General features: G+C 69.5%; 26 protein-coding genes and 2 pseudogenes. 10 read left to right on the top strand and 18 right to left on the bottom strand.

Features of this window, described 5'->3' with window-relative positions; genetic code table 11:
• Positions 1 to 53 precede the first annotated feature (53 nt).
• From ccsB to hemL, 7 genes are all read right to left on the bottom strand, one after another.
• The gene (ccsB, locus tag ACFWPS_RS41330; protein ID WP_383715685.1) at positions 54 to 1,148 is read right to left on the bottom strand and encodes a c-type cytochrome biogenesis protein CcsB; all 1,095 of its coding nucleotides are present in this window, start codon (positions 1,146 to 1,148) and stop codon (positions 54 to 56) included.
• Positions 1,145 to 2,866, bottom strand: coding sequence for a cytochrome c biogenesis protein ResB (locus ACFWPS_RS41325; protein WP_383715682.1), 1,722 nt, complete (start codon positions 2,864 to 2,866; stop codon positions 1,145 to 1,147). The genes ccsB and ACFWPS_RS41325 overlap by 4 nt, the downstream gene beginning before the upstream one ends.
• A gap of 3 nt (positions 2,867 to 2,869) precedes the next feature.
• Entirely contained in the window at positions 2,870 to 3,643 is a 774-nt protein-coding gene (locus tag ACFWPS_RS41320) for a cytochrome c biogenesis CcdA family protein (protein ID WP_383715680.1), read from the bottom strand.
• 1 nt (position 3,644) lies between these two features.
• Complete coding sequence (locus ACFWPS_RS41315) at positions 3,645 to 4,235, bottom strand: TlpA family protein disulfide reductase (protein WP_383715678.1); 591 nt, start codon at positions 4,233 to 4,235, stop codon at positions 3,645 to 3,647.
• A 67-nt stretch (positions 4,236 to 4,302) separates the two neighbouring features.
• Entirely contained in the window at positions 4,303 to 5,571 is a 1,269-nt protein-coding gene (locus tag ACFWPS_RS41310) for a hypothetical protein (protein ID WP_383715676.1), read from the bottom strand.
• Between the two features lie 165 nt (positions 5,572 to 5,736).
• Positions 5,737 to 6,384 (bottom strand): histidine phosphatase family protein, encoded by a 648-nt coding sequence (locus ACFWPS_RS41305; protein ID WP_383715705.1) that lies wholly within the window; start codon positions 6,382 to 6,384, stop codon positions 5,737 to 5,739.
• 71 nt (positions 6,385 to 6,455) lie between these two features.
• Entirely contained in the window at positions 6,456 to 7,781 is a 1,326-nt protein-coding gene (gene hemL / locus ACFWPS_RS41300) for a glutamate-1-semialdehyde 2,1-aminomutase (protein WP_383715674.1), read from the bottom strand.
• A 302-nt stretch (positions 7,782 to 8,083) separates the two neighbouring features.
• On the opposite strand from hemL, the gene ACFWPS_RS41295 reads away from it, so the two are divergent.
• The gene (locus ACFWPS_RS41295; protein WP_383715672.1) at positions 8,084 to 8,767 is read left to right on the top strand and encodes a hypothetical protein; all 684 of its coding nucleotides are present in this window, start codon (positions 8,084 to 8,086) and stop codon (positions 8,765 to 8,767) included.
• Positions 8,768 to 8,917: 150 nt separating this feature from the next.
• Here ACFWPS_RS41295 and ACFWPS_RS41290 read toward each other — a convergent pair.
• The 4 genes and pseudogenes from ACFWPS_RS41290 to ACFWPS_RS41275 all read right to left on the bottom strand — a co-directional run.
• A pseudogene (locus tag ACFWPS_RS41290) lies at positions 8,918 to 9,175 on the bottom strand (hypothetical protein); the annotation flags it as partial.
• Positions 9,064 to 9,771: a WbqC family protein gene (locus ACFWPS_RS41285; RefSeq protein ID WP_383715702.1), complete on the bottom strand. Its 708-nt coding sequence runs from the start codon at positions 9,769 to 9,771 to the stop codon at positions 9,064 to 9,066. The gene ACFWPS_RS41285 and the pseudogene ACFWPS_RS41290, both read right to left, overlap by 112 nt.
• 28 nt (positions 9,772 to 9,799) lie before the next feature.
• Entirely contained in the window at positions 9,800 to 10,489 is a 690-nt protein-coding gene (locus ACFWPS_RS41280; protein WP_383715670.1) for a YdcF family protein, read from the bottom strand.
• Positions 10,486 to 11,529 carry a helix-turn-helix domain-containing protein gene (locus ACFWPS_RS41275; RefSeq protein ID WP_383715667.1) on the bottom strand — a complete coding sequence of 348 codons (1,044 nt, stop codon included), beginning with the start codon at positions 11,527 to 11,529 and terminating at the stop codon, positions 10,486 to 10,488. Before ACFWPS_RS41275 ends, ACFWPS_RS41280 begins: the two co-directional genes overlap by 4 nt.
• A 119-nt stretch (positions 11,530 to 11,648) precedes the next feature.
• Here ACFWPS_RS41275 and ACFWPS_RS41270 point away from each other — a divergent pair, with 119 nt between their 5' ends.
• The 5 genes from ACFWPS_RS41270 to ACFWPS_RS41250 all read left to right on the top strand — a co-directional run bounded on the left by ACFWPS_RS41270 (position 11,649) and on the right by ACFWPS_RS41250 (position 14,315).
• Complete coding sequence (locus tag ACFWPS_RS41270; RefSeq protein ID WP_383715665.1) at positions 11,649 to 12,065, top strand: hypothetical protein; 417 nt, start codon at positions 11,649 to 11,651, stop codon at positions 12,063 to 12,065.
• Entirely contained in the window at positions 12,065 to 12,478 is a 414-nt protein-coding gene (locus ACFWPS_RS41265; RefSeq protein ID WP_383715664.1) for a hypothetical protein, read from the top strand. Before ACFWPS_RS41270 ends, ACFWPS_RS41265 begins: the two co-directional genes overlap by 1 nt.
• Complete coding sequence (locus ACFWPS_RS41260) at positions 12,475 to 12,711, top strand: hypothetical protein (protein WP_383715662.1); 237 nt, start codon at positions 12,475 to 12,477, stop codon at positions 12,709 to 12,711. The genes ACFWPS_RS41265 and ACFWPS_RS41260 overlap by 4 nt, the downstream gene beginning before the upstream one ends.
• Before the next feature lie 231 nt (positions 12,712 to 12,942).
• Positions 12,943 to 13,278, top strand: a complete 336-nt coding sequence (locus tag ACFWPS_RS41255; protein WP_383715660.1) for a hypothetical protein — start codon at positions 12,943 to 12,945, stop codon at positions 13,276 to 13,278.
• 287 nt (positions 13,279 to 13,565) lie between these two features.
• Positions 13,566 to 14,315, top strand: coding sequence for a dienelactone hydrolase family protein (locus tag ACFWPS_RS41250; RefSeq protein ID WP_383715658.1), 750 nt, complete (start codon positions 13,566 to 13,568; stop codon positions 14,313 to 14,315).
• Positions 14,316 to 14,456: 141 nt separating this feature from the next.
• Here the strand turns inward: ACFWPS_RS41250 and ACFWPS_RS41245 are convergent, their stop codons facing one another.
• From ACFWPS_RS41245 to ACFWPS_RS41235, 3 genes are all read right to left on the bottom strand, one after another.
• Positions 14,457 to 14,897, bottom strand: coding sequence for a hypothetical protein (locus ACFWPS_RS41245; protein WP_383715656.1), 441 nt, complete (start codon positions 14,895 to 14,897; stop codon positions 14,457 to 14,459).
• Positions 14,894 to 15,202 carry a hypothetical protein gene (locus ACFWPS_RS41240; RefSeq protein ID WP_383715653.1) on the bottom strand — a complete coding sequence of 103 codons (309 nt, stop codon included), beginning with the start codon at positions 15,200 to 15,202 and terminating at the stop codon, positions 14,894 to 14,896. Before ACFWPS_RS41240 ends, ACFWPS_RS41245 begins: the two co-directional genes overlap by 4 nt.
• A gap of 141 nt (positions 15,203 to 15,343) precedes the next feature.
• The gene (locus ACFWPS_RS41235) at positions 15,344 to 16,375 is read right to left on the bottom strand and encodes a hypothetical protein (RefSeq protein ID WP_383715651.1); all 1,032 of its coding nucleotides are present in this window, start codon (positions 16,373 to 16,375) and stop codon (positions 15,344 to 15,346) included.
• Here ACFWPS_RS41235 and ACFWPS_RS41230 point away from each other — a divergent pair.
• Positions 16,362 to 16,844, top strand: coding sequence for a hypothetical protein (locus ACFWPS_RS41230; protein ID WP_383715649.1), 483 nt, complete (start codon positions 16,362 to 16,364; stop codon positions 16,842 to 16,844). The two genes, ACFWPS_RS41235 and ACFWPS_RS41230, sit on opposite strands and share 14 nt — an antisense overlap.
• A 292-nt stretch (positions 16,845 to 17,136) precedes the next feature.
• Here ACFWPS_RS41230 and ACFWPS_RS41225 read toward each other — a convergent pair.
• Positions 17,137 to 17,568, bottom strand: a pseudogene (locus ACFWPS_RS41225) (tyrosine-type recombinase/integrase); the annotation flags it as partial.
• A 519-nt stretch (positions 17,569 to 18,087) separates the two neighbouring features.
• On the opposite strand from ACFWPS_RS41225, the gene ACFWPS_RS41220 reads away from it, so the two are divergent.
• Both ACFWPS_RS41220 and ACFWPS_RS41215 read left to right on the top strand, forming a co-directional pair.
• Positions 18,088 to 18,753 carry a hypothetical protein gene (locus tag ACFWPS_RS41220; protein ID WP_383715647.1) on the top strand — a complete coding sequence of 222 codons (666 nt, stop codon included), beginning with the start codon at positions 18,088 to 18,090 and terminating at the stop codon, positions 18,751 to 18,753.
• Between the two features lie 55 nt (positions 18,754 to 18,808).
• Positions 18,809 to 19,528 (top strand): DUF1775 domain-containing protein, encoded by a 720-nt coding sequence (locus ACFWPS_RS41215; protein ID WP_383715644.1) that lies wholly within the window; start codon positions 18,809 to 18,811, stop codon positions 19,526 to 19,528.
• Positions 19,529 to 19,573: 45 nt separating this feature from the next.
• On the opposite strand, the gene ACFWPS_RS41210 is transcribed toward ACFWPS_RS41215, so the two are convergent.
• The gene (locus tag ACFWPS_RS41210; RefSeq protein ID WP_383715641.1) at positions 19,574 to 19,933 is read right to left on the bottom strand and encodes an ArsR/SmtB family transcription factor; all 360 of its coding nucleotides are present in this window, start codon (positions 19,931 to 19,933) and stop codon (positions 19,574 to 19,576) included.
• A 335-nt stretch (positions 19,934 to 20,268) separates the two neighbouring features.
• Here ACFWPS_RS41210 and ACFWPS_RS41205 point away from each other — a divergent pair, with 335 nt between their 5' ends.
• Positions 20,269 to 20,754 (top strand): MFS transporter, encoded by a 486-nt coding sequence (locus ACFWPS_RS41205; RefSeq protein WP_383715639.1) that lies wholly within the window; start codon positions 20,269 to 20,271, stop codon positions 20,752 to 20,754.
• An 83-nt stretch (positions 20,755 to 20,837) separates the two neighbouring features.
• Here the strand turns inward: ACFWPS_RS41205 and ACFWPS_RS41200 are convergent, their stop codons facing one another.
• Positions 20,838 to 22,085, bottom strand: coding sequence for an MDR family MFS transporter (locus ACFWPS_RS41200; RefSeq protein WP_383715636.1), 1,248 nt, complete (start codon positions 22,083 to 22,085; stop codon positions 20,838 to 20,840).
• A complete protein-coding gene (locus ACFWPS_RS41195; RefSeq protein WP_383715633.1) occupies positions 22,082 to 23,206 on the bottom strand; it encodes a PLP-dependent cysteine synthase family protein in 1,125 nt (374 codons plus the stop codon). Before ACFWPS_RS41195 ends, ACFWPS_RS41200 begins: the two co-directional genes overlap by 4 nt.
• Positions 23,207 to 23,218: the final 12 nt, after the last annotated feature.

Raw genomic sequence — 23,218 nt, 5'->3', positions numbered from 1 at the left:
AAGGCCGGTTCCCGTGACCTGGGTCACGGGAACCGGCCTGGGCCGCAGCGGGGTCAGACGCCCGCGTAGGAGTGCTTGCCGGTCACGAAGATGTTGACGCCGTAGTAGTTGAAGAGCCAGCAGCCGAAGGCGATCATCGCCAGGTAGGCGGCCTTGCGGCCCTTCCAGCCGGCGGTGGCGCGGGCGTGCAGGTAGCAGGCGTAGGCGACCCAGGTGATGAAGGACCAGGTCTCCTTGGGGTCCCAGTTCCAGTAGCGGCCCCAGGCGCTGCCCGCCCAGATCGCGCCCGCGATGATCGTGAAGGTCCACAGGGGGAAGACCGCCGCGTTGACGCGGTAGGCGAACTTGTCGAGCGAGGCCGAGGCGGGGAGGCGCTCCAGGACCGAGGTGGCGAAGTTGCCGGGCTTGCCGCCGTTCTCCAGCTTGCTCTCGTACGCGTCCTTGAAGAGGTAGAGGATCGTGGCCACCGCGCCGACGTAGAAGACCGCGCCGCAGAAGATCGCCGTCGAGACGTGGATGTACAGCCAGTACGAGTGCAGGGCCGGGACCAGCGGCTCGCTCGCCGTGTAGAGGACGGTGACCGCGAGGCCGAGGTCGAGGAGGACCGTGGTGATCAGGAAGAGGCCGAGCCAGCGGACGTTCTTCTTCAGGGCCAGCAGGGTCAGGTAGACGGCGACCGCGACCGTGGAGAACGTGATGTTGAACTCGTACATGTTGCCCCACGGCGCCCGCTGCACGGAGGCCGCGCGGGTGACCACGCCCGCCAGCTCCACGAGGAAGGCGAGGACCGTGAGGGAGATCGCGATCCGGCCGTAGAGGTCGCCCTGCTCGTCGCCGCCGTGGGCGCCGGGCCCGTCCGGCACGTCCCGGGAGCCCGCCGCGGAGCGGACCACGACCTGCGGGCGCTCCAGTACGGCGGTGCCGCCGGCCTTCTTGACCGTGACGGCGGGCGCCTTCTTCGCCTCCGCCTTGGTGGTGAGCGCGTTGGCGGTGCGCGCCACCCGGCTGCGGCTGCCGAGCAGCCACTCGAAGATGTAGGCGAAGAAGGCCAGCGTGTAGACGGCCATCGAGGAGTAGACGAGCGTGTTGCTCATGCTCGCCAGGTGCTCGTTGGCCGCGGCGAGGGTCGTTGCGGCGGCGGAAGTCATCGCTTCTCAGCCCCTTCGGCAGGTACGACTTCGGGGTCGGGGGAGGGTGAAGAGTCGTCGTCGGGATCGTCGTCGGGATCGGGAGCCCCCGACGCCTGGTCGTAGAGGATTCCCGCGAGGTCGCCGAGCTCCTCCGGCACCTTCGCGGACTCGCTGCGGCCCAGCCCGGCCATCTCGACCACCGTGACGCCGTCGGGGCCCGGAACCGCGCGCACCCACACCCGGCGGCGCTGGATGAACAGCGAGGCGGCGAGGCCGAAGATCGCGGAGAGGGCACCGCCCAGCGCCCAGCCGCTGCCGGGCTCCTGGACGATCTCGAAGCCGGCCCACTCCTTGACGTCCTTCTCGAACGTCACGGAACCGGCGCCGTTCGGCAGCTGCATGGTCTGGCCGGGCTTCAGGTTGTCCCGGTACTGCGCTCCCTTGGAGTTCTTGAACTCCTTCATGTGCGTCTTGTCGAGCTGGTACACGCTCTGCGGGATGCCCGAGTTGACGCCGAGGTCGCCGTGGTACGGCGTCAGGTTCAGCACCGGGTTGTCCAGCGCCGGGAAGGAGGAGAGGACGGAGGAGCCGCCGCTGTAGGTCGGCAGGAAGAACAGCGAGATGCCGAGCTGTTCGCTGACGCCCTGGGCGTTCTGGTAGCCGTCCATCACCTTCACCACACCCTGGGAGGTGACGTTGCTGTCGAGCGGGAGCAGCGGGACGGCGTCGTGGTAGACGACCTTGCCCTTGCTGTCGCGGACGGTGATGACGGGCGCGTAGCCGTGGCTGACGAGGTAGACCTTGGCGTCGCCGATGTGCAGCGGCTCGTTCACCTTGATGGTGGTCCGCTTCGACTTGCCGTAGGCCCCCTCGCTGTAGTCGATGTCCGCGGTGAAGGAGACCGCCGTGCCCTTGCTGGGGCCGCTGGTCTGGTAGGTGGCGCTGAAGTTCTTCAGGTCGAAGCTGAACGGCACCAGGTCGTCGGTGCTGAACATGGAGCCGGACTTGAAGTCGTCGTACTGGAGGATCGAGTTGGCGAACCCGTCGCCCTCGACGACCAGCTTGGTGCCGTCCGACTTGTACATCTGGCCGGACGCGAAGGCGATCAGCAGCACGATCAGCGCGATGTGGAAGACCAGGTTGCCGAACTCGCGGACGTAGCCCTTCTCGGCGGCGACCGCGTCCCCGGCGATGTGCGAGCGGAAGTGCCGCTTCTTCAGCAGCACGAGGGCGGCCGCCCGGACCTCCTCCGGCTCGGCCGTCGTCCGCCAGGTCGTGTACGCCGGGAGCCGGTCCAGCCGCTTCGGCGCGCCCGGCGGACGGCCGCGCAGCTGGCCCACGAACTGCCAGGCACGCGGGATGATGCAGCCGACGAGCGAGACGAACAGCAGGATGTAGATCGCCGAGAACCACACCGAGCTGTAGACGTGGAACAGGCCGAGCTTGTCGTAGACCGGCGACAGCGTCTTGTGGGCCTTGCGGAAGTCGTCGACCTTGGAGATGTCGGCGCCGCTCTGCGGGATCAGCGAGCCGGGGATCGCGCCCAGCGACAGCAGCAGGAGCAGCAGCAGCGCGACCCGCATGGAGGTGAGCTGCCGCCAGAACCAGCGGGCCCAGCCGACGACACCGATGCCGGCGACGATCGGCGGCTCGTCCTGGGAGGGCGCGGTGGACAGCTGCGAGCCCGCCGCGCCGAGATCCTGATCGTCGGAGGCGTTCTGCGAAGTCGTACTCATCGATCAGATCCCTACAGTGAAGCCGTCGGACCAGCCCTGCATCTCCTGCACGAGGCCGTTCCAGGCCCCGGTCAGCAGCAGCACACCGGTCACGATCATCATCGTGCCGCCGATGCGCATCACCCAGACATAGTGGCGCTTGACCCAGCCGAAGGCACCGAGGGCCTTGCGGAAGGCGACCGCGGCCACCACGAAGGGCACGCCGAGGCCCAGGCAGTAGGCGACGGTCAGTATGGCGCCACGGCCGGCGCTCGCCTGGTTGAAGGACAGGGCCGTGACGGACGCCAGGGTCGGGCCGATGCACGGCGTCCAGCCGATCCCGAACAGCGCGCCGAGCACGGGCGCACCTATGAGCCCGGCCACCGGCCGCTTGTGAAAGCGGAACTCGCGCTGGGTGAACCAGGGCATCATGCCCATGAAGAACACGCCCATCGCGATCATCAGCACGCCGAGCACCTTGCTGAGGGTGCCTGACTGCTCCTGCAGGTTCTGGCCGAAGTAGCCGAACAGCGCCCCGCCGGAGACGAACACGGCGGTGAAGCCGAGCACGAAGAGGGATGCGCCGGCCGCCATCCGCCCGCGCCGGGCCTCGGCGAGGTCGGTGCCGGCGACCCCGGTGACGTAGGACAGGTACCCGGGCACCAGGGGCAGCACGCAAGGAGAGAAGAAGGAGACAAGGCCGCCGAACAGCGCCACCGGCAGGGCGACCAGCAGGGCGCCGCTGAATACCGTCTCGTTCTTGCCCGTCTCGGCCGCGAGGGTGAGGAGTGCGCTCACGTCACTTCTCCGAAACGACCGGCTTGATCATCTTCAGCAGGTTCTCCTCGCTGAGCGCCGCCAGCGAGCGTGCCGCGACCTTCCCCTGCCGGTCGAGTACCAGGGTGGAGGGGATGGCCTGCGGGTTGAGCGTGCCCTTCTTGAAGCGGAGCATCAGCTTGCCCGTCGGGTCGTACAGGCTCGGGTAGTCGATGCCGTTCTGCTTCTCGAAGGCGACCGCGGAACCGGTGCTGGTGTCGCGGGTGTTGATGCCGACGAACTGGACGCCCTTGCCCGCGTACTCCTTGGAGACGGAGGCGAAGTAGGGCGCCTCGGCCCGGCAGGGGCTGCACCAGGAGCCCCAGACGTTGATGACGACGACCTTGCCCTTGTAGTCGGCGACGTCCAGGGCCTTGCCGTCGATGGTCTTCCCGGACAGGTCGGGGGCCGCCGTGCGGTGGCCCTCCGCGACCGTGTCGATGCCGTCCTTGCCGGTGACGAAGTTGGTGTTGCCGCCTCCGCCGGAGGTGCCGCCGTTGCCGCACGCGGACAGGGTCAGGGCCGCCGTGGCGGCCATGGCGCCGAGCAGGAGGGCGCGGCTACGGGTACTCATGTGAAAAGTTTCGCATGCCCGTTCTGAGGATCTTGCGCACCCCCCTCGGTCCGGGATTCGCCCCTTTTCAGGCCGCCGCCCCCTGCTTGAGGAAGGTCTTCCAGCCGGCGGCCGGCTGCTGCCCCACGTCCAGCGTGCGCAGCTTCGCCAGGACCTCCGGCTTCTGCACGTCCAGCCAGTCCGCGAACTGCCGGAAGGAGACCATCCGGACGTCGGCGCCCTTCTCCTTCTCCCGGGCGATGTGCTTGAAGGCCTCCTCCACGGAGTCCATGTAGATGCCGCCGTTCCACTGCTCGAAGTGGTTGCCTATGAAGAAGGGCGCCCGGTTCGTCGTGTACGCCCGCTGGAATCCGGCTATGTACGACTGCGCGGACTGGCGCCGCCAGCCCGGGTAGTTGTAGGCGGGGGCCTTGGTCGAGTTGACCGACTGGTTGGCGAGCATGTTGTAGTCCATGGAGAGGACCTCGAAGGAGCGGCCCGGGAACGGTATCTGCTGCAGCGGCAGGTCCCAGACGCCCAGCTTCTTCTCCGGCCAGACCTGGCGGCCGCCGGGCGAGGAGGCGTCGTAGCGCCAGCCGAGCTCGCGGGCGGTGGGCAGCAGGTTGTTCTGGCCGAGGAGGCAGGGGGTACGGCCGCCGACCAGCTCCTTGTCGTAGTCGAAGGGGAGCGGGGGCAGGTCGGTCCAGCCGGTGTTGGTCCGCCACTCCTTCACGAAAGCCTTGGCCTGGCCTATCTCGCTCAGCCACTGCCTGGGCGTCCAGTTGCCGACGGTGCCGTAGCCGCCGCAGAAGTGCCCGTTGAAGTGGGTGCCTATCTCGTGCCCTTCGAGCCAGGCCCGGCGGACGTTGGTGAGCGTCGCCCTGATGTGCTCGTCGGTGAGGTAGCCGATGTCGGAGGCGCCGCGGGGGTTGTTCGGGGGGTCGTAGAGCCGCTTCTTCGACTCGGGGAGGAGATAGAGCCCCGAGAGGAAGAAGGTCATCGACGCGCCGTGCTCCCTGGCCAGGTCGAGGAAGCGCGGGAAGAGGCCGGTGCCGACCTCGCCGGCGCCGTCCCAGGAGAAGATCACGAACTGCGGCGGGGTCTGGCCGGGCTCCAGCGGCTCGGGGGCGGCGGGCTGGTGGGGTTGCCTGCCGGTGCGGGAGGTGGAGCCGTCACCGAGCGGGCGGGCGTCGGGCGTCTTCGACGGCTTCTTCGACGGCTCCCCGGTGGAACCGGAGGCATGGGTCGAGCCGTCCGAACCGGTGGGTGTGCCGCAGCCGGTGAGGCCGAGTGCGAGTCCGGCCGTGGCGCCCGCACCGACGCCGAGCATGCCCCTTCGCGTGATGCTGGTCCGCATGGTTCCCCGATTCGTCACGTCCTCTGGTGGTCACCCAGTCAGAGGCCGCGACGAACGGACAGGTTCCGTTACTTCCCGGAGATTTCACGCCAGAACATGACGAACGATGCTCAAGTGACGTGCGTCACCTGAGGCTGGGGCTGGGGCTGGGGCTGAGGCTGACGCTCACGCGCCGAAGGCCTTGTCCTTCCCCTTCACCGGCTTGGCGCCGGCGCGCAGGTGGGCCGGAACGAGGTCGATGGCCGGCTCGCTGTACCCGACGGAAACGATCCTGTCGCCCTCGTATGTGAAAGTCGTCAGCGAGGCGAGGGTGCACTGCCGCTTGCGCGGGTCGTGCCACAGCCGGCGCCGCTCGACGTACGACCGCAGGATCCAGATCGGCAGCTGATGGCTGACCAGCACCGCCTCGTGCCCCCGCGCCCGGTCCCTGGCCGCGTCCAGGGCGCCCCGCATTCGCACGACCTGGTCGACGTACGGCTCGCCCCAGGACGGCCGGAACGGGTTGACGAGGTATTTCCAGTTGGCCGGGTTCTTCAGCGCCCCGTCGCCGACCCCGAAGGTCTTGCCCTGGAAGATGTTCTCGGCCTCGATGAGCCGCTCGTCGGTGCCGAGGTCGAGCCCGTGCGCCTTGGCGATCGGGGTCGCGGTCTCCTGCGCGCGCTCCAGCGGGGAGGCGATGACGTGGGTGACGTCCCGGGCGGCGAGGTGCTCGGCGACCCGGTCGGCCATCTTCCGGCCGAGCTCGGAGAGGTGGTAGCCGGGGAGTCTGCCGTACAGGACCCCGTCCGGGTTGGCCACCTCCCCGTGCCGCATCACGTGAACGACGGTGATGTCACCGTTGTTGCCGTTGCCGTTGCCGTCGCCGTTGCTGTTGCTGTTGCCGCTCACGCCGTGGCCTCCGCGGCCGCTCGGGCCGCCGCCGGAAGGGCGTCGGCGATCTTCTGGACGGCACGCTCGTCGTGGGCCGTGGAGACGAACCAGGACTCGAAGGACGACGGCGGCAGGTAGACGCCGTCGGCGAGGAGGGAGTGGAAGAAGGCGGTGAACCGGAACGACTCCTGGCCCCGCGCGTCCTCGTAGTTGCGCACCGGGCGGTTGGTGAAGAAGACGGAGAACATGTTGGAGGCGGTCTGCACCTGGTGCGCGACGCCCTCCTTGTTCAGCGCCTGGCCGACCAGCCCCCGGATCTGCTCCGACACGGCGTTGACCTTGTCGTACGCCGCGTCGTCGAGCAGCCGCAACTGGGCGAGACCGGCGGCGGTGGCGACGGGGTTGCCGGAGAGGGTGCCGGCCTGGTAGACGGGCCCGGCCGGGGCGAGGTGCGCCATGACGTCGGCACGACCACCGAAGGCGGCCGCGGGGAACCCGCCACCCATCACCTTCCCGAAGGTCATCAGGTCGGGCACCACCCCGTCGATCCCGAACCACCCGGCCCGGCTGGTCCGGAACCCGGTCATGACCTCGTCGGAGATGTAGAGGGCGCCGTTCTCGCGGCAGGCGTTCTTGAGCCCCTGGTTGAACCCGGTCGCGGGCGGCACGACGCCCATGTTGCCCGGCGAGGCCTCGGTGATCACACAGGCGATCTCCCCCGGGTGCCGGTGGAAGGCCTCCTGCACCGCCTCCAGATCGTTGTACGGCAGCACGATCGTGTCGCCGGCCTGCGCACCGGTGACACCGGGGGTGTCGGGCAGCGCGAAGGTGGCGACGCCGGACCCGGCGGCGGCCAGGAGGCTGTCGACGTGTCCGTGATAACAGCCGGCGAACTTGATCACCTTGGTGCGCCGGGTGAACCCGCGGGCGAGCCGGATGGCGGACATGGTCGCCTCCGTCCCGCTGCTGACCAGCCGGACCTGCTCCAGCGGCTCGATCCGGGCGACCATCTCCTCCGCGAGGGCGACCTCGCCCTCACCGGGCGTACCGAAGGAGGTACCGCGGGAGACGGCTTCCTGGACGGCGGCGATGACCTCGGGGTGGGAGTGCCCGAGGATCATCGGCCCCCAGGAACAGACGAGATCGACGTACTCGCGCCCGTCGGCATCCGTCAGGTAGGGCCCCTTGCCGGAGACCATGAAACGGGGGGTGCCGCCGACGGCACGGAAGGCGCGCACCGGGGAGTTCACGCCGCCGGGCGTGACGACGGAGGCGCGGTCGAAGAGCGCCTGTGAGACGGGCGCGTCGTAGGGATAGGGCGTTTCGCTCTGGGCACTCATGACGTGCGACTTCTCCGACTTCTCGGACTCCGGATGCTTGGTGACCTCCTCAGGGTAGGCCGAGGACCGCGGTCTCCTTGCAGCAGAGGACCGCGGTCCCCGCGCAGCGCCCGGGGCATCTGCGAGACTGTGACCCGATACACCCAGCTCATCCGGCACGCAGGCGGCCGGAGGCTGTAAAGATCCTGCGGACTGATGTTTCGACGCACGTTTCGGCGGGCGGCCGTGGGGGAGGTCACTGACACGATGATCGGGTTGCGCGGCGGGGGCCACGCGTCCTAGAAAAGCAGTCGGGTGGAGATATGCATCGCGGTGGCGGACTGGGCGAGGGGACTGATGATCTGGGTCCTCGACGTGCCCATCGGGGAAGGCACCGGCGCGACGCGGAGGAATCGGCCGAAGCAGCACGTCAGGAACAAGGCGTACCGGGTGAGTCGGAGCGGCGCGAGCGACGTATCGATCAGCGGGACCGCGATCAGAGGGATCGGGACCAGCAGAGCGATCGGCGGATCGACCGTCTGCAGACCGGGAGCAGGAATGGTGGTCGGGTGGGGGTGACGTACAAATACTTCGGCGCACCGGACGGCGCGACCGCGGCCCGTGTCCCGATCTCGATGCGCCCCGAGGAACTCGGCGGCGACGAGCTCGGCATGAACGGCATGTTCACCAAGATCAAGCCGGAGACGATGGCCGCGATGGTGCTGACGGGCATCGAAGGCGTGCCTCTGCACAAGGTGCCGCCGCTGGAGCTGGTGGTGCTGCACCCCGACTACGCGGTCGTGAAACTTCCCATGACGGTGGTCGACCCCCTGCGCGGCATCGGCGAGGAAGCGGTCGGCGCGGCGGCCTTCATCTGGTCGACGGTCCCGGACCGGGGCGGCCCGAGAGACGCGTTCAACGTGTACCAGCTGCTGCACGAGTGGCAGGACTTCTCGCACCGGCTGCATGAGGCGGGGCATCAGCCGTACTGCCTGGTGTGGCCCTGAGCTGGGGTTTCTTGCGGATCGGGCGGGGTCTTCGGGCCTCGCCCTTTTTGGTGCCGGAGAGGGGCCGCCAGCCGGTCAAGGCACTTTGGTTTGGGCGGGGGCACTGATGTGCCCTCCGGCTCGGCCTCCTCGGTGAAGGCGTCGTCGATCGCCTTGCGGGGTGGCGACGACTCCGACGCCCCAGTTCCGTTCCTGCGCGGCGGTGATCAGCTTGCCGACGTCACCGGCGATGCCGCACGCGCAGACGACGACGTACAGGAAGGGCTTCTTGGCCGGTTCCTTGGTGGTGGGCTCTGTCACGCGTGGGCTCCAGGATGGTGGGCTTCTCGTTGAGCGGCCAGCTGATCGGCCAGCGCATCGGGCCCGATCTTGCTCAGGGCCCACAGGCTGCTGGATCGACGTGCCCACCGCCAGAGCGGGTTGTCCACAGGGGTGTGGAAGGGCAGCACGGGAATGCCGTGGGCGTCGAAAGGACCAGCGTCGAGGTAACGCAGACCACCGGTGCCGCACAGATAGTGGGTGCTGCCGGTGGCTGCCGCGAGGTCGGCGAGGCGCTCGGAGCGGCCTTGCCGGGTCGGGATCCCGCTGCTGTCCCGCACCTTGCCCGACCAGCCGAGAGCGCCGAGCAGGGCGATCGTCGATGTCCTCGCCAGGTCGGCCACACGGTCCGACTCGTCGAGCGCCTCCAGCACCTCGGACACAGCACCCCAGTAGGGACTGCGGCCGTAGTACTGGCGGACGAGAAGCTGGACCGTCCGGCGCGAGCGACGCGGATCAACAAGCCGTGCCTGGCTGATCAGCGTCGGGCGCCCGTGGGGAAGGTGCGTCGGGAGCGTGAGCCACTGCTGTCGGGATGGATCGTCCAGGGCGGCGAGACGGGCGCGGTGCTGGTAGTCGCGCCGGGCGAACTGCACGTCGTCCAGGACGATCCACAGGTCGGCGGAGAACAGCTTCGCCAGCGTGGACAGCCGGGGAAACAGGTTCGGTTGGTGGATCGCGCACAGCCCGTCCAACGCATCGGCGCTGGGCGGCTCAGGTGCTGATGAGGCGGCTGTCGAAGCTGGCGCCCAGGAGGCGCTCGTAAGCGTCATACACATCCCCCGGTACGTCCTGCTCGACGGCGAAGCCGAGCTTCGGGTACTCGATCACCCGTTGCAGGTCCCCGACGAGCATGTCGACGACGAGCTTCTCGTCGCCGATGGACTTGATGTAGTCGTCCAACTCCAGCGGCTCGGAGGCGCACACAACCTCAGCCTCGGGCCAAAGCTTGCGGCAGGTCGCATACGAGCGGCGCTCCATGTACGGCTTGGAGATCAGCAGCAGCGACTGCACTTCCACCCCGGCCTCGGCCAGCAGCTCGCGGGAGAAGGTGATGTTCTGGCCGGTGTTTGCGGCCTTCGACTCCACGATGATCGCCTCGTCCGGCACCCCCAGGCTCAGCGCGTGCTCGCGGTAGTGGACGGCCTCGCCGCGCGGGAAGCGAGCGCGGGTGGTGGGGCTGTTGCCGCCGCTGAAGACCACGACCGGGAAAAGGTCAGCGCGATAAAGGTCGACCGCAGTAGTCGCGACCCCGAGGTCGTGGCTGCCCAAGCCGATCGCCGCCGAGCAGGGCCGCAGCTCGTGGCCCATCTGGTGGTAATTCCAGATCAGCGTCGCGTCGTGGAACTGCTCGTCGGTGATCTGGCGCTGCTGGTGCTCCGGCACTGGCACTCCCTGGCTCATCCTTGCTGGCCCTTTCGGATGCCCTCAATACTGCGCAGCTGGTGGCTCAGCCCGTACTGCCGGGCCACCTGTGCCGCCTGGTCGAGGACGGACAGCCCATCATTCCGGGTCGCCGCATCCGACAGAAGGATGTGCCCGTACGCGGTGTCCAGCCGCACCCGCTGCATCGGGGAGTCGACCGTGCCGGTGGTGCGCGCGATGTCGATGTAGTGCAGTGCCTGCTTCAGGTCGCCGGCACCGCGATGGGCCAGGGCCAGCTTCTGGTGGGCGACCGACCAGTCCTCCGGCTCGCCCAGGTCCTCGAAGGCACGAGTGGCGGCCGTCATCGCGTTGGTGGCGTACTCGTTGTCGCCCTCCTTGCTCAGCGCCGTACCCACCCACAGCCGCGCCCTGGCACGGTCACGCGGGCTCAGGCGCTGGTCCCCGGCGAGGAGTTCGTAGTGGCGAGTGGAGGATTCCAACTCGCCCGACATCTCCTGAACGACGGCCAGGGACAGCTCGATCTGAGCCTCTCGGCGTGGGATGTCGAGCTCGGTGAACATGCCGCGGGCGGTCAGGTAGGAGTGGCGGGCGGAGAGTGGGCCGAGGATCGCGCCCTGATCGCGCTGGAGGTCGCCCAGGAGCACGAGGGAACGGCCGTACAAATAGAGACCCTTGTCGTCCAGCTGCTGGGGTGCACGGCTGCCCAACCAGCGGTTCAACAGGGTTGAGGCGAACGGGAAGTCCTGACGGCTGATGCAGACAACAGCGCGCTCGATGTCCTCGGTCCAGGTCTCGTAGTCCGCCGGCCGCGCGCTCTTCCGCTCAGGGAACAGCATTACCTCGAAGCGGGCTTGGGCGGCGGAATCCGCCCGTGCGAGTCCGGTGTCGAGGATGGCCTGGGTGTCCGGTCGGGGCTGTGTCTCCGCGCCAAGGCTCTCCCACTTCGCAACCGTGCGCAGCGCGACACCGAGGTGCTCGGCGAAAGCGCGCGTGCTCATACGCAACGCGGCCCGCAGGGCGCTCGCCTCCCGACCTGTCCATTGCTGCACGCTGACCACGGATGACCTCCCTCCGTCACGTATGGAAGCACTGTCGGTGACGACGTGGGATGGGAAGTGCAACGGAAGTACAACAGCAGGTCATTTCGAGGCCGTTCACGACGGCCGACGCTATGGGCATGGACGACGACCTCATCACCGAACGCCGCCCCGTCGCCTTCCCCCAGGTCTTCGGCTACCTACGCCACGTCACCGGCGGGCTGCCCCGCCACACGGCGCTCGTCGACTGCCTCACCGAGTACTGCGAACGGCACGAACTGGCCCTGTGCGGTGTCTTCACCGAACGCGACTCCACGGTGATCATCCGGTCCCCGGCCTTCGTCGGTCTGCTCGACGCGCTCGAACTCCCCGATGCCTACGGTGCCGTGGTTCCGGCTCACAGCCACCTCGGCCCGAAGGGCCTCGGCACCGAGCGCAAGCGGCAGATAACAGCAGCAGGCGCTCGTCTGATCGTGGTCCGCCACTTCACGCCGACCACGGAATCCGCTTCTTCGCTCGGCGCGAGCCACAGCTTCTGGCCGCAGGGGGATTCGTGATGTCCGTGCGCGATGCGTTGCGAAGGGCTCCCATGGTGAACGGCGTGCCGGGGCTGCGGCTGCTGAAGGTCGGCGACGGCTGGGACGTCGTGCGCACCTCCGCCGAGATCGGCCTCCTGGCCCTGGCCTTCCTGCGCTGCACTGGTACTTCCGTCGGCCCCGTGCTCTACGACAGGCCCAACGGGCGTCTCTACTACGCCGTCCCGACCGGCTCCGCAGCCAGCTGGGACGATCTGCCGGTACGGCACCTCTCCACCAACTCCTGGCTCGTCGCGCCCGGCCTGGAGCTGCTCGACGACCGGTTCGGCGGGTGGTGCGAGCTGCCTGACGACGACACCCTCACCGACACGGAGGCCCTCCGCGCTGCTCTCCAGCACCCCTACGTCGCCACAGCTCTGGAGGCGGTTCGATGACCAGCCGCACGATCATGCGCCACCAGGAGTGGACCCTCCAGCCCGACCGGGAACCCGACGCAGAGCCCACCACGTACGCGATGCAGTGCGCGGTCTGTGGCGAGACCTCGCCGCCCGGCACCGACTTCGCCGAACCGCAGAGCTGGGTGTTCACGCACGGTGGCCGCAATCCCTCGCACCATACGTACCGGGAGATCATCACCCGCCCGTGGAGGGCCTGGTGGAAGCCGTAAACGGCCTTCTCACCGCCCAGGTCACGCAGGGTGACCGCTACGCCGGACCACTGCTGATCTTGCTCGTGTCCGCCTCGTAAGGCCTCGCGATCGACGTGACCGCCTCGACACGCACGGATCAAACCCCTGACCCGCGCTTGGCGGGGGTCCACCGGCTGAGCTGGCGGCCAACCTGATCGCCGCCCACTACCAGGCCCGACCGACCACTCATACCCAACCAGCGGAGGTTCCATGACCGAGACGAACACCAGCGCCGAGAGGCAGGGGGCCAAAACAGCTCCGCGGCTCGTGGCCAGCCCGTTTCTCGCCCAGTACCTCCTCGTCCAGCCCGGCCGGGCAGTCGGCGTGCGTATCCCGGAGGTCCGCTACGAGGAGCTGCGGGCCGCGGGCGCGGAAGGCCGATCCGTCCCGGACTGGCTGGCCGACGCGGCGAGGGAGGCGTGGGGGATCGAACTGTCCTCGTCGTCAGTCAGCGACGTCGTCCTCGTCCGCGAGCGGTCCCGGTACGGGTACGGCAAGGCGTCGTGGGAGATCAACCTCGGCTGTGACTACGACTGCGTTCATTAGGCAAGCGGGTTGTCGGAATCAAGGTTGTCGGGCTGTTCCGGAGTCTCGAAGAGAGCCCGGGATCCTCTGGGGTACTGGCGGTGACTTTCGTCCGGTGGGCTACGCTGCGCGGCATGACTACCGGGACGGCATTGCGCCACACACGGATTGGTGACCCGGTGCTCTTCTGAGCGCCGTCCGGGCCGGTGAGGGCCCGCTGTTAGATCTGGAATCTTGCGCTGCTGCGCGGGCTCCGCCTCCTGTCGTGTTGATCACAGCTCGACTCGTCAACCATGACAGGAGAACTCATGCCCACCAAGACGCTGCACATTGCCACCGCGGACGGCCAGGCCGACGCTTTCGCCGCCTTCCCCGACAATGGTGAGCGGCACCCAGGGGTGCTGATGTACGCGGACGGCTTCGGCATCCGGCCCGTGCTGCGGGAGATGGCCCGCGAACTGGCCAGGCACGGGTACTACGTGCTCGTCCCCAACTACTTCTACCGGCACGGCCCTGCACCGGTGATCGAACTTCCCGAGCACATCGGAGAAGAGGTCCGGCCCGCGGTCTTCGCTCGGCTGATGCCCTTGATCGAGGCGCACATCGCCGACGAACGTGTCCTGAGCGACGCAGACGCCTACCTCAGGTTCCTCACCGCACAGCCCGAGGTCGGCGCCGGACCGGTCGCGGTGACCGGCTACTGCATCGGCGGCCTCCTGGCGATGCGCACGGCCTCGGCCCACCCCGGCCAGGTGGCCGCCGTCGCAGGATTCCACTGCCCCGTGGTCGCAGACGGGCCCGACGGCCTGCACCGCCTCCTCTCCAAGATCACCGCCCAGGTCCACCTCGGCCACGCCGAAGGCGACCTGACGCCCGAGGCCCTCGGTGAGCTCAACCAGGCCCTGGACGCCGCGGGGGTCGGCTACACCTCCGAGATCTACCCCGGCACCATCCACGGCTTCACCATGTCCGACACCGACGCCTTCAACCCCGCCGCGCTGCAGCGCCACTGGGACCGCCTGCTGCCCCTCCTCGACCGCACCCTGGCCAACCGCTGAGGCTCCGGCTCGGAAACCAAACCTGAAGTACACGGCTCCGGAGTCCAAGGGGTTCAGAAGTCGGTGTGAGGGCGGGCTGAGCCCGCCCTCACGTCCTCGCTGCACCTGCCGAGGAAAGGACCCCAGGGGCCTGCGGGTTGATCAGCGCTGCCAGGACGGGGAGTTGGTGCGGCTGCCAGGCAGTCGCACCACGTCCGCGTTCTGGGCGAGTTCCTCTTTCGCCTGCTCCAACTCCAGAGACAGTTCGACGGCGACCCTGGTCAGGGTTTTGTTCCTCTCCCGCTCGGCGGCCAGGTCGGCTTTGAGGGCGGCGTTCTCCTCCTTGAGTGCCCGGTTCTGCTCGGCGATCTTCTGGGCGGCAGCGGGAACCGTGTGCTGGGCTTTGACGCGGGCCTGGAACTCTTCGACCAACTCTTTGTGGTCGCCGTAGACGACGTCGCGTCGCAGACCGGACTCGGTGATCAGCTCGCTGCCGGTGAGCTTGCCGCTGGTGGACCGCAATGGGGTGCCCGCGAGCAGGCGGTCTGCGGCGGCGCGGACGGCCGTGCGTTCGGCGTCGTGGTCACGGGGCTGACGGGTCATGAGGTGCGCTCCTGGGCGGACTCGGTGGCGGGGGTGACAGTGCCGTGGCGGTCCAGGATCTTCCGTACCCGGGCGACCTGGGCGGCAGCGCGGTCGCGTAGGGGACGGGGAGCCAGCAGGTCAGCGGCTCCCGTCTCCAGCACGACCAGCCGTTCGCGGAGTTGGGCGATGTCGCGGTCGGTGTAGGCGAGGTTCTGGCAGGACGACTGGCACTCGGCCTCGTCGGGGGCATCGTTGGCGGGCAGTCCTTGGGCGAGTCTTGTGTTGCGGCAGGCGGCTGTCTCGGCTCGCCATACGCACGTCATCCCTTCCCCGTGATGGATGCTGGGGTCGACCTGCGCCAGGAACCTCTCGATGTTGCGGGTCCGGCTGATGGCCCGGCCGACGAACTGACGAGCACGGGTGACACGGCTCTTGTACTCCGACGCGGACGGGCCGCTGATGTGCTATCCCTCTCCGAGGAGCCGCCAGTCCTCCTCGCTCTGCTCGACCAGCAGCTCCAGCCGTTCGACGGCGAGATCTTCCATCCAAGAAGTGTTCGACGCTCCCGCATAACTCGGCGTTACTTTTGTGGCCACATGTCCGTATTGAAGAGCGGCGGCCACCAGCCCGCGAGGGCGGCGCACGATGAAGTACGCCAATGTGCGCCGGAACCGCGAGGGGTGCACCCGCCGAGTGGGGTCCGGCGGGATGGGCGGTTGCCCGTCAGGCTGCACGAAGATGCTGTTGATCCAGGTGATGAACTCGTTGAGGTCGCGAGTCACCGCAGCACCGGCTCGTGCGTGATCCTCAGCCGGTCGGCTGGTCTGGGCACTGACGAAGCTGGAGGGGAAGAGGAACGGGGAGGAGGCGAGAGCTTCCAGCACGGCGATGGCGTCGTGGACGGGTTGGACCACGACCCAGGAGCGTCCCCACAAGTCATCCTCCGCCTCCGCGGTGCGTGGCTGACGCCCGGCTCCTTTGCCTCGCCGGCCGTCGACCAGCAACTGCCCGGTGGCTTCGTCGCGTCGGCTGCAGCCACGCTGCAGATTGAGCGCCTCTCCAGGTCGCATTCCGGACAGATAAGAGATGATCACGAAGCAGGCGGCAGTCAGATAGCGGATCAGGAGTGGGAGTTCCCGCAAGGTGATCGGCCTGTCCCGCCAGGGGACACCGTCGATCCGGCCGGTCACCGTCCCCAGATCGACGTCCTCAGCGACCGGTAGTGCGCTGTTGCGTACGAGTTTCCGCGAGCCCGGTGCGGTCACTCCTCCGGCGCCCACCAAGCGGCCGAGATGCCTCCAGTTCACGTCGTGCCTGCTCGCGGTTCGGTATCCGGGCAGGGTGCGGCCTTCGCGTACCGCTTGCTCCATGAAGAGCTTCAGTGCCGCAGCTGGCCGTAGGCCCAGGTAGGGCGCCTGATCTGGATGCGTACCGCTCTCGAGCATCTGGAACTCGCGGTGCGCGGCGAGGATGTCCGGACCGATGTCCTCCAGCATGCGCAGGCTCCAGGCCGGCTTCACGCACACGCTGTACTTCGAGATGGTCGACGAGGGCGGCAGGATGCTGAACCTGATCTTCGGCACCCAGCACGAACTGGGGCTGGAAAAGATGAAAGACGCCATGTGGAAGGTGGACCCTTCCTATGGCGTCCGCTACCGCGACCCCAGGGACACCCAACAGCAGATGCTTGACCTCGTATTCGAACCGGATACGGCTCCGCTGCGACGGATCCTGCACGACTTCATCTCCGAAACGCCCGATGGGCGAACCATCCCCGAGCTCAAGCGATACGCCCTCTTGGAAACCGTCTATCGCCCCGCCCAAGTGATCGAGGCCGTCAGACAGTTGCGTGAGGCGGGGGCCGTGACAACGGAACCTCGTGCCATCAACTCCAAGACGCGAGTGAGCCTGGCGACGACGCCGCCCACTACCCGTCCGTCAGCCGAGCAAGGCGCTCTCTGGTGAGAGGCCGCGAGGGCACATCCAGGGCACATGAGCCCGGGAAACGGCGTTGACCTGTGAGAACTACCGAGAGGACTTTTCCCAGGTCAACGCGCATTCCCTTACGAAACCCCAGGTCAGCGCCCTCCCGCCCTCAATCGCTGCACGAGTGGCAGGACTTCTCGCATCGGCTGCATGAGGCGGGGCATCAGCCGTACTGCCTGGTGTGGCCCTGAGCTGGGGTTTCTTGCGGATCGGGCGGGGTCTTCGGGCCTCGCCCTTTTTGGTGCCGGAGAGGGGCCGCCAGCCGGTCAAGGCACATTGGTTTGGGCGGGGGCACTGATGTGCCCTCCGGCTCGGCCTCCTCGGTGAAGGCGTCGTCGGTCGCCTTGCGGGTGCGGGTCTCGCTGGACGGCAGCAGGTGCGGGTACGTCCGCAGCGTGAAGCCCGGGTCCGAGTGGCCGAGGTATTCGGAGAGCGCCTTGATGCTCTCCCCCGCGTCCAGGAGCACGGAGGCGTAGGCGTGCCGGAGGGCGTGCATGCCGTCCTCTGGGGCCGCCTGGAGGTAGCGCGCGCCCCACTCGCGGGGAGGAATCACGCCTGCGGCTGCCAGGGCGCGCTTCCCGTCGCCCATGTTGAAGACACTGCGGTTGCAGGCACGTCCCTTCTCGTCGACGAAAAGGAGACGGAAGGTCTTCTGCTCGTCGGCCGGCTCGGCCCAGGGCAGGGCGACATCGACCGGCGGGAACTACAACTCCGTGACTCCGCCCAGGCCTTCGAAAGGGCCGGTCCTTCCCACACCCGAGCCGACCACCCCCGTCCACGACCGGTACGCCACCCAGCTCCGAACAGCCTTGCCGGACCTGGCCGGGACGGTCCTCGCCGAGCCCGACCGGCCTGCGCTCGCAGCCACCCTCGCCCAGGTTCAGCAGGCTGGCGGAGCCCCAGGCGCACTGCTTGTGGATGCGGCGGGCCGGCGGGAACCGGTCAGCGCCGACTCCGTCGGCGACGTTCCCGTGTGGCGCCTGCACCGGATGGCGCACCTGCCTGCTGACACTCGCATGCCCTACCAGCGGAACCCTGTGGGCCAGGGGCCGACCACGACGACGCTGCCCTCCCCTCAGCCGCGTTCACTGCGGGCCGGGCGCTGAGCGGCAACGCCGCCTGCCCTCCCCCACCACGTTCGAATCGCGAGATTTCGGACGAGCCGCCTCTTTGGGGATCCGGCCTCCGGGCGGGGCCGCCGATGCCCGATGATGGCCGGGCCATGACCATGCTCCGTCCGACGACGCACCACGCGCCGCTGCCCGCCCTTCGGGCCGTGGTGTTCGCGCTCGTCGGGACGGTGCTCGGGGTGAGCGCGCACCATCTGGTCGCCGAAGGGCCCATGCCGTGGCGGCAGTCCGCGCTGGCGGCCACGGTGCTCTTCGCGGTGGGCCTGGCCGGTGCGCGACGCCCGCAGTCGCTTGCCGCGGTGGTGGCGGTGTGCGGTGCCGCGCAGGCGGGGCTGCATCTGTGGCTCATGGCGGAACATCCGGACGCTTCGCCGCCTACGGCCGCCATGCCCATGGCCATGCCCGCGCACATGCAGCAGGGCGCGGATGCTCATACGGCCTGGCACGACCAGGTGCACAACTCGTCGGCGATGACCGCCGTACACGCGGTGGCCGCCGTACTCGTCGGCGTACTCCTGCATCGTGCTGACACCGTCTGCTGGACGCTGGCGCGCGGCCTGACAACCGCCGTCGACACGGCACACGCGCGCGTCGCCACGACATGGACGCTGCTCACGGGACGAACGGCGCCGGCTGACACCGGACTCCCGGCGCTCGTCTACGCCTGGCTCGAATGCCCGCTCCTCAAGGGCGAGGTGCTCGCGGACGTGGTGATGCGGAGGGGCCCTCCCCGGGCGGGGCTCACTCACGTCATCTGACCCTGCCGGAACGGCCGGAGCGCCGTTCCGCGCCACCCCACGCCCGGAGACACCGATGTTCCATGCCACGAGCAAGCACAGCACCGCCCGCCGTCTGACCCTCGTCACGGCGGCGACCGCCACGGCCGTCCTCCTCACCGCGGGCCCGGCCTTCGCCCACGTCGAGGTGGAGTCCGAGAAGGCCCAGGCCCTCGCCGAGAACGTCGAGATCAGCTTCGACGCCGAGTCGGAGTCCGCCACCGCGGGCATCACCAGGATCCGCGTGGCGCTGCCGGAGGGCATCGCGCCCGCCGACGTGGCCTACGGCGAAGGCCCCAAGGGCTGGAAGTTCACGGCCCTCGACGACGGATACACCGTCGAGGGCCCGGCGCTGAAGGCCGGCGTCAACGCCGAATACTCCGTCGTCGTCAAGCAGTTGCCGGACGCGAAGGAGCTGGCCTTCAAGACGCTCCAGACCTACGGCGACGGCCAGACCGACCGCTGGATCGAGCTGGACGAGAACGGCGAGAACCCGGCGCCCGTCCTGAAGCTGAAGGCGGCCGCGCCGGGCGCGACGCCGGCCGCCCCCTCCCCGAGCAGGACCAGTGCGGCGGCCTCGCCGTCAGCCGCCCCCGAGGAGACACAGCCCTCGTCCTCCCCCGCGGCCCAGGCCGAGGCGAAGGACGATGAGGGCGGTCTGTCGGCCGGTGCCTGGGTCGGTATCGGTCTCGCGGCGGTCATCGTGGGGGGCGGCGCCGGGTATCTCGTACGCCGCCGGGCCGGCACCCAGGAGTAGCCCTCGGTAAAGGCCCTCACCGGGAGCAACCCTCGACGGAGGCCCTCAGTCGTGCGACGCCTTGCCGCTCACGCGGTGGTCGGCATGGCTGAGGGCCTCCGTCACCAGCCGCCGCAGGTGCCCGTCGCGGAGGCTGTAGTGGATGTACCGCCCCTCGCGTCGCGTCTGCACCAGCCCCGCGAGCCGCAGTTTCGCCAGATGCTGGCTCACCGCCGTCCGGGACGCCTCGCAGCGCTCGGCCAGCGAGCCGACGTCGGACTCGCCCTGCGCGAGCAGCCACAGCAGATGCAGCCGGGTCACGTCGGACAGCATCGCGAAGACCTCGGTCGCCTCCGCGAGCCGGGCGCTGTCCGGCGGGCGCAGATGCGCATCTGGTGCAGTTGGCAGAGGTTCGCGAGCAGGCATGCAGACAGCGTAAGGGCCACGGAGGGCGGGCGTGAGTGTCGTCCGGGTCGGCTTGAAATCAACATGTGCGCAGCTGCGCATCTATATGTGCAATTGCTGTCGATGTCCCGTCTCGCCTACGACCTGGAGAGCCTGTTCAGCCCGGCCCTCGCCGCCGCGCCGCTCTCCGTGATCACGTACAACTGGCTCTTGAGTGCCGAAGAAGAGACAGGTGCCGGCGGTTGCCTTGGCGTAGACGCCGGCCGTGCGGGGCGTCTCGGGGGCGGCCGGTTTCGGGAGCACCGCCGGGACCACCAGGGCGGCGGAACCGAGGAACCCGACGACCGTGCCGAGGAATGCTGCGGGGCGCTCTGCTGCTCACGCTCGTCTTCGCCGGAGTCGGCGCGGTCACCGCGGCCGACAGCGGTGACTGGCGCTGGCCCGCGCTGCTGCTCACCTGGGCGGCTTTCGGCGGCGCCTGCTCGATGGTGCTCACGCCGACCGGCCGGCTGATCCGCCGCGCGGCCCCGCCGGACGAGCGGGCCCAGGCGTTCGCCGCCCAGTTCTCCCTCTCCCACAGCTGCTGGCTGCTGACGTATCCGCTGGCCGGCTGGCTCGGTGCCGAGGCGGGACCGGGGGCCGCCGTGGCCGCCCTCGGCGTGATCGCCCTGGCCGCCGGGCTGCTGGCGGCACGGCTGTGGCCGGCCGGGGAGCCCGCGCCCACGGAGCACGAGCACACCGGTCCGCACGACGGCCATCCCCACCTCACCGGAGCCGTGCGCGTCCCGAGCGGATGGCGGCACAGCCACGACCGCCTTGCCGACAGCCTGCACGCACACTGACCCCCGGAGGCCGACGAACCGGCCCTCCAGCGCGTCGCGCAGGCGGCCCGGCCGCCGCGGAGGCGGCCGGGACCCGCTGGACCTCACGCAGGAACGGCCACCGCGGCCGGCTCCGAGGTGAGGTGCCCGGCCCGGTGCAGCCGGGCCACCAGCGCCGCGCACACGAATCCGGTGGCGACCAGTACCGTCCACGGCAGCCAGCGCACACCGGTGTCGAACAGTGCGCCGACAGCCAGGTTGCCGAGGGAGATCGCGATGCCGGAGGCGGTGTTGTAGGCGCCGTAGTACGTCGCGACCAGCCGGTCACCGGACAGGCGTACCACGGTGTCCATCTCGAACGGATAGAGCAGCGCACCGCCCCAGGCCAGCAGCGCCGCGCACACCGTCAGGGCGGCCACCCCGGCCACGACGCCGTGGGAGCCGTGCAGCATCGGCAGGAAGGCCGCCCCCATCACCACCAGCCCGCACACGATCGCCCTCGGTCCGGGCAGGTTCCGTTTCGCCCAGGCCGTCAGTTTCAGCTGGCCCGAGAGCGCGGCCAGTGCCGAGACGGCGAAGACCGCTCCGGTCACCACCCCGGTCCGCTCCCCGAAGAGTTCACGGGCGCGGAGCGGGAGCGCCAGGTAGACCTGGAAGGCCAGGAGGTACGAGCCGCTCATCGCGGCGGCGAAGAGGAGGAACGGCCGGTTGGCGGCGACGGCGCGCCAGTCGGCGGCCACCGTCCGCCAGGCGGGTCCGGCACCCCGGTCGACCGGGGGGCGGGCGGGCAGGGCGCGGGCCTGGAGCACGGCCAGCGCCCCGAAGATGAGCGCGGCGACCGCGCACACCGCGCCGAAGTCCCAGGCCAGCAGGGCGAGTCCGGCGAGCGGGCCGACCAGTACCCCGGCCTGGTAGAAGACGTTGAAGGCGGCGAACGCCTCCACCCGCCGTGCCTCGCCCGCGTCCGCCGCCAGATACGCCCGTACGGCCGGGTTGAACAGCGCGCCCGCCAGGCCCGTGAGCGCGGACGCCACGATCAGCGCGGGCAGGCTGCTCGCCACCGCGAGCAGTGCGAAGGCGACCGTCCGCAGCACGCACCCGGCCAGGATCATCGGCTTGCATCCGTACCGGTCGGCGAGGGTGCCGCCGACCAGGAACATGCCCTGCTGGGAGAGGTTGCGCACGCCCAGCACCAGGCCCACGGCCCAGGCGGCCAGGCCGAGGCCGTGGGCGAGGTGGTCGGCGAGGTAGGGCATCAGCATGTAGAAGCCGAGGTTGATGGCGAACTGGTTCACCATCAGCAGCCGGGCCGGCCGGTCGAAGGAGGCCACCTGGGCCCGCAGCCCCCTCATCGCACGCCTGCCTTCGGCACGTCGCGCCCGAGCGGATCACCGACCTGGCTGCACCGCGTCCATGCCGTCACCTCGCACTCGTCCGGCGCGGCGATCTCGTCCGGCTCCGCCGGCGGTTCCTGGTCGAGCAGCCGGTGCTCACGGCACCAGGCGTCGTTGTAGACGGTCTCCAGGTAGCGGTGCGGGCCGTCGGGGAAGATCGCGGCGATGCGCGTCCCGAGGGGGTACGTCCGTGCCGCCCATCCGGCCACCAGCGCAACCGCGCCGACACTCCAGCCTCCGGACGCGTAGTGCCGGCGGGCCAGTTGCCGGCAGGCCCATACCGCCTCGGCCGGGCCCACCCAGTGGACCTCGGTGAAGGCGCCGTAGTCGACGTTGGACGGATGGATGCTGGAGCCGAGTCCGCGCATGAGGCGCGGGCGTGCGGGCTGCCCGAAGATCGTCGAGCCGGTCGCGTCCACGCCGATGAGCCGCAGGCCGGGGAAGGACTCGCGCAGCCCCGCCGCGACCCCGGCCGAGTGGCCGCCCGTGCCCACGGCGGCCACCAGGACGTCGATCCGGCCGATCTGGGCGACGAGTTCGGCGGCCAGCGGGCGGTAGGCGGCCCTGTTGTCGGGGTTGTGGTACTGGTCCGGGCAGTAGGCGTCGGGGGCCCTGTCCAGGAGCTCGGCCACGCGCTCGCGGCGGGCCTGCTGCCAGCCGCCGTCGGCATGCGGTGCGGCGACCTGGTCGACGTGTGCGCCCAGGGCGGTGAGCAGCCGGATCATCGACGGCTCCATGCCGGGGTCGGTCACGACGGTGACCGGATGGCCGTAGGTCAGTCCGGCCAGGGCGAGGCCCAGGCCGAGGGTGCCGCTGGAGGACTCGACGACGGGCGCGCCGGGCAGGAGTTCGCCGCGCCGACGCGCTTCACGGACCATGTGCAGGCCGGGGCGGTCCTTGATACCGCCGGGATTGGTGCCTTCCAGCTTGGCGTAGAAGCCGCGTCCCGGCGGGGCGAACGGCTTCTCGATCCACAGGGCGGGTGTGTTGCCGACCAGGTCGGCGGGGCGGCGGGCGATCAGAGGGACGGGGGCAGTGGCCCTGATGGGCAGGGCGGATTCGAGCAGGGAAAGATCCATGGTCGTACGGCT

It is taken from the genome of Streptomyces sp. NPDC058457 (assembly GCF_042720695.1).
Taxonomy (GTDB): domain Bacteria; phylum Actinomycetota; class Actinomycetes; order Streptomycetales; family Streptomycetaceae; genus Streptomyces.
The sequence above is the reverse complement of the archived record's forward strand: the minus strand, read 5'-3'. Positions and strand labels throughout refer to the sequence as shown.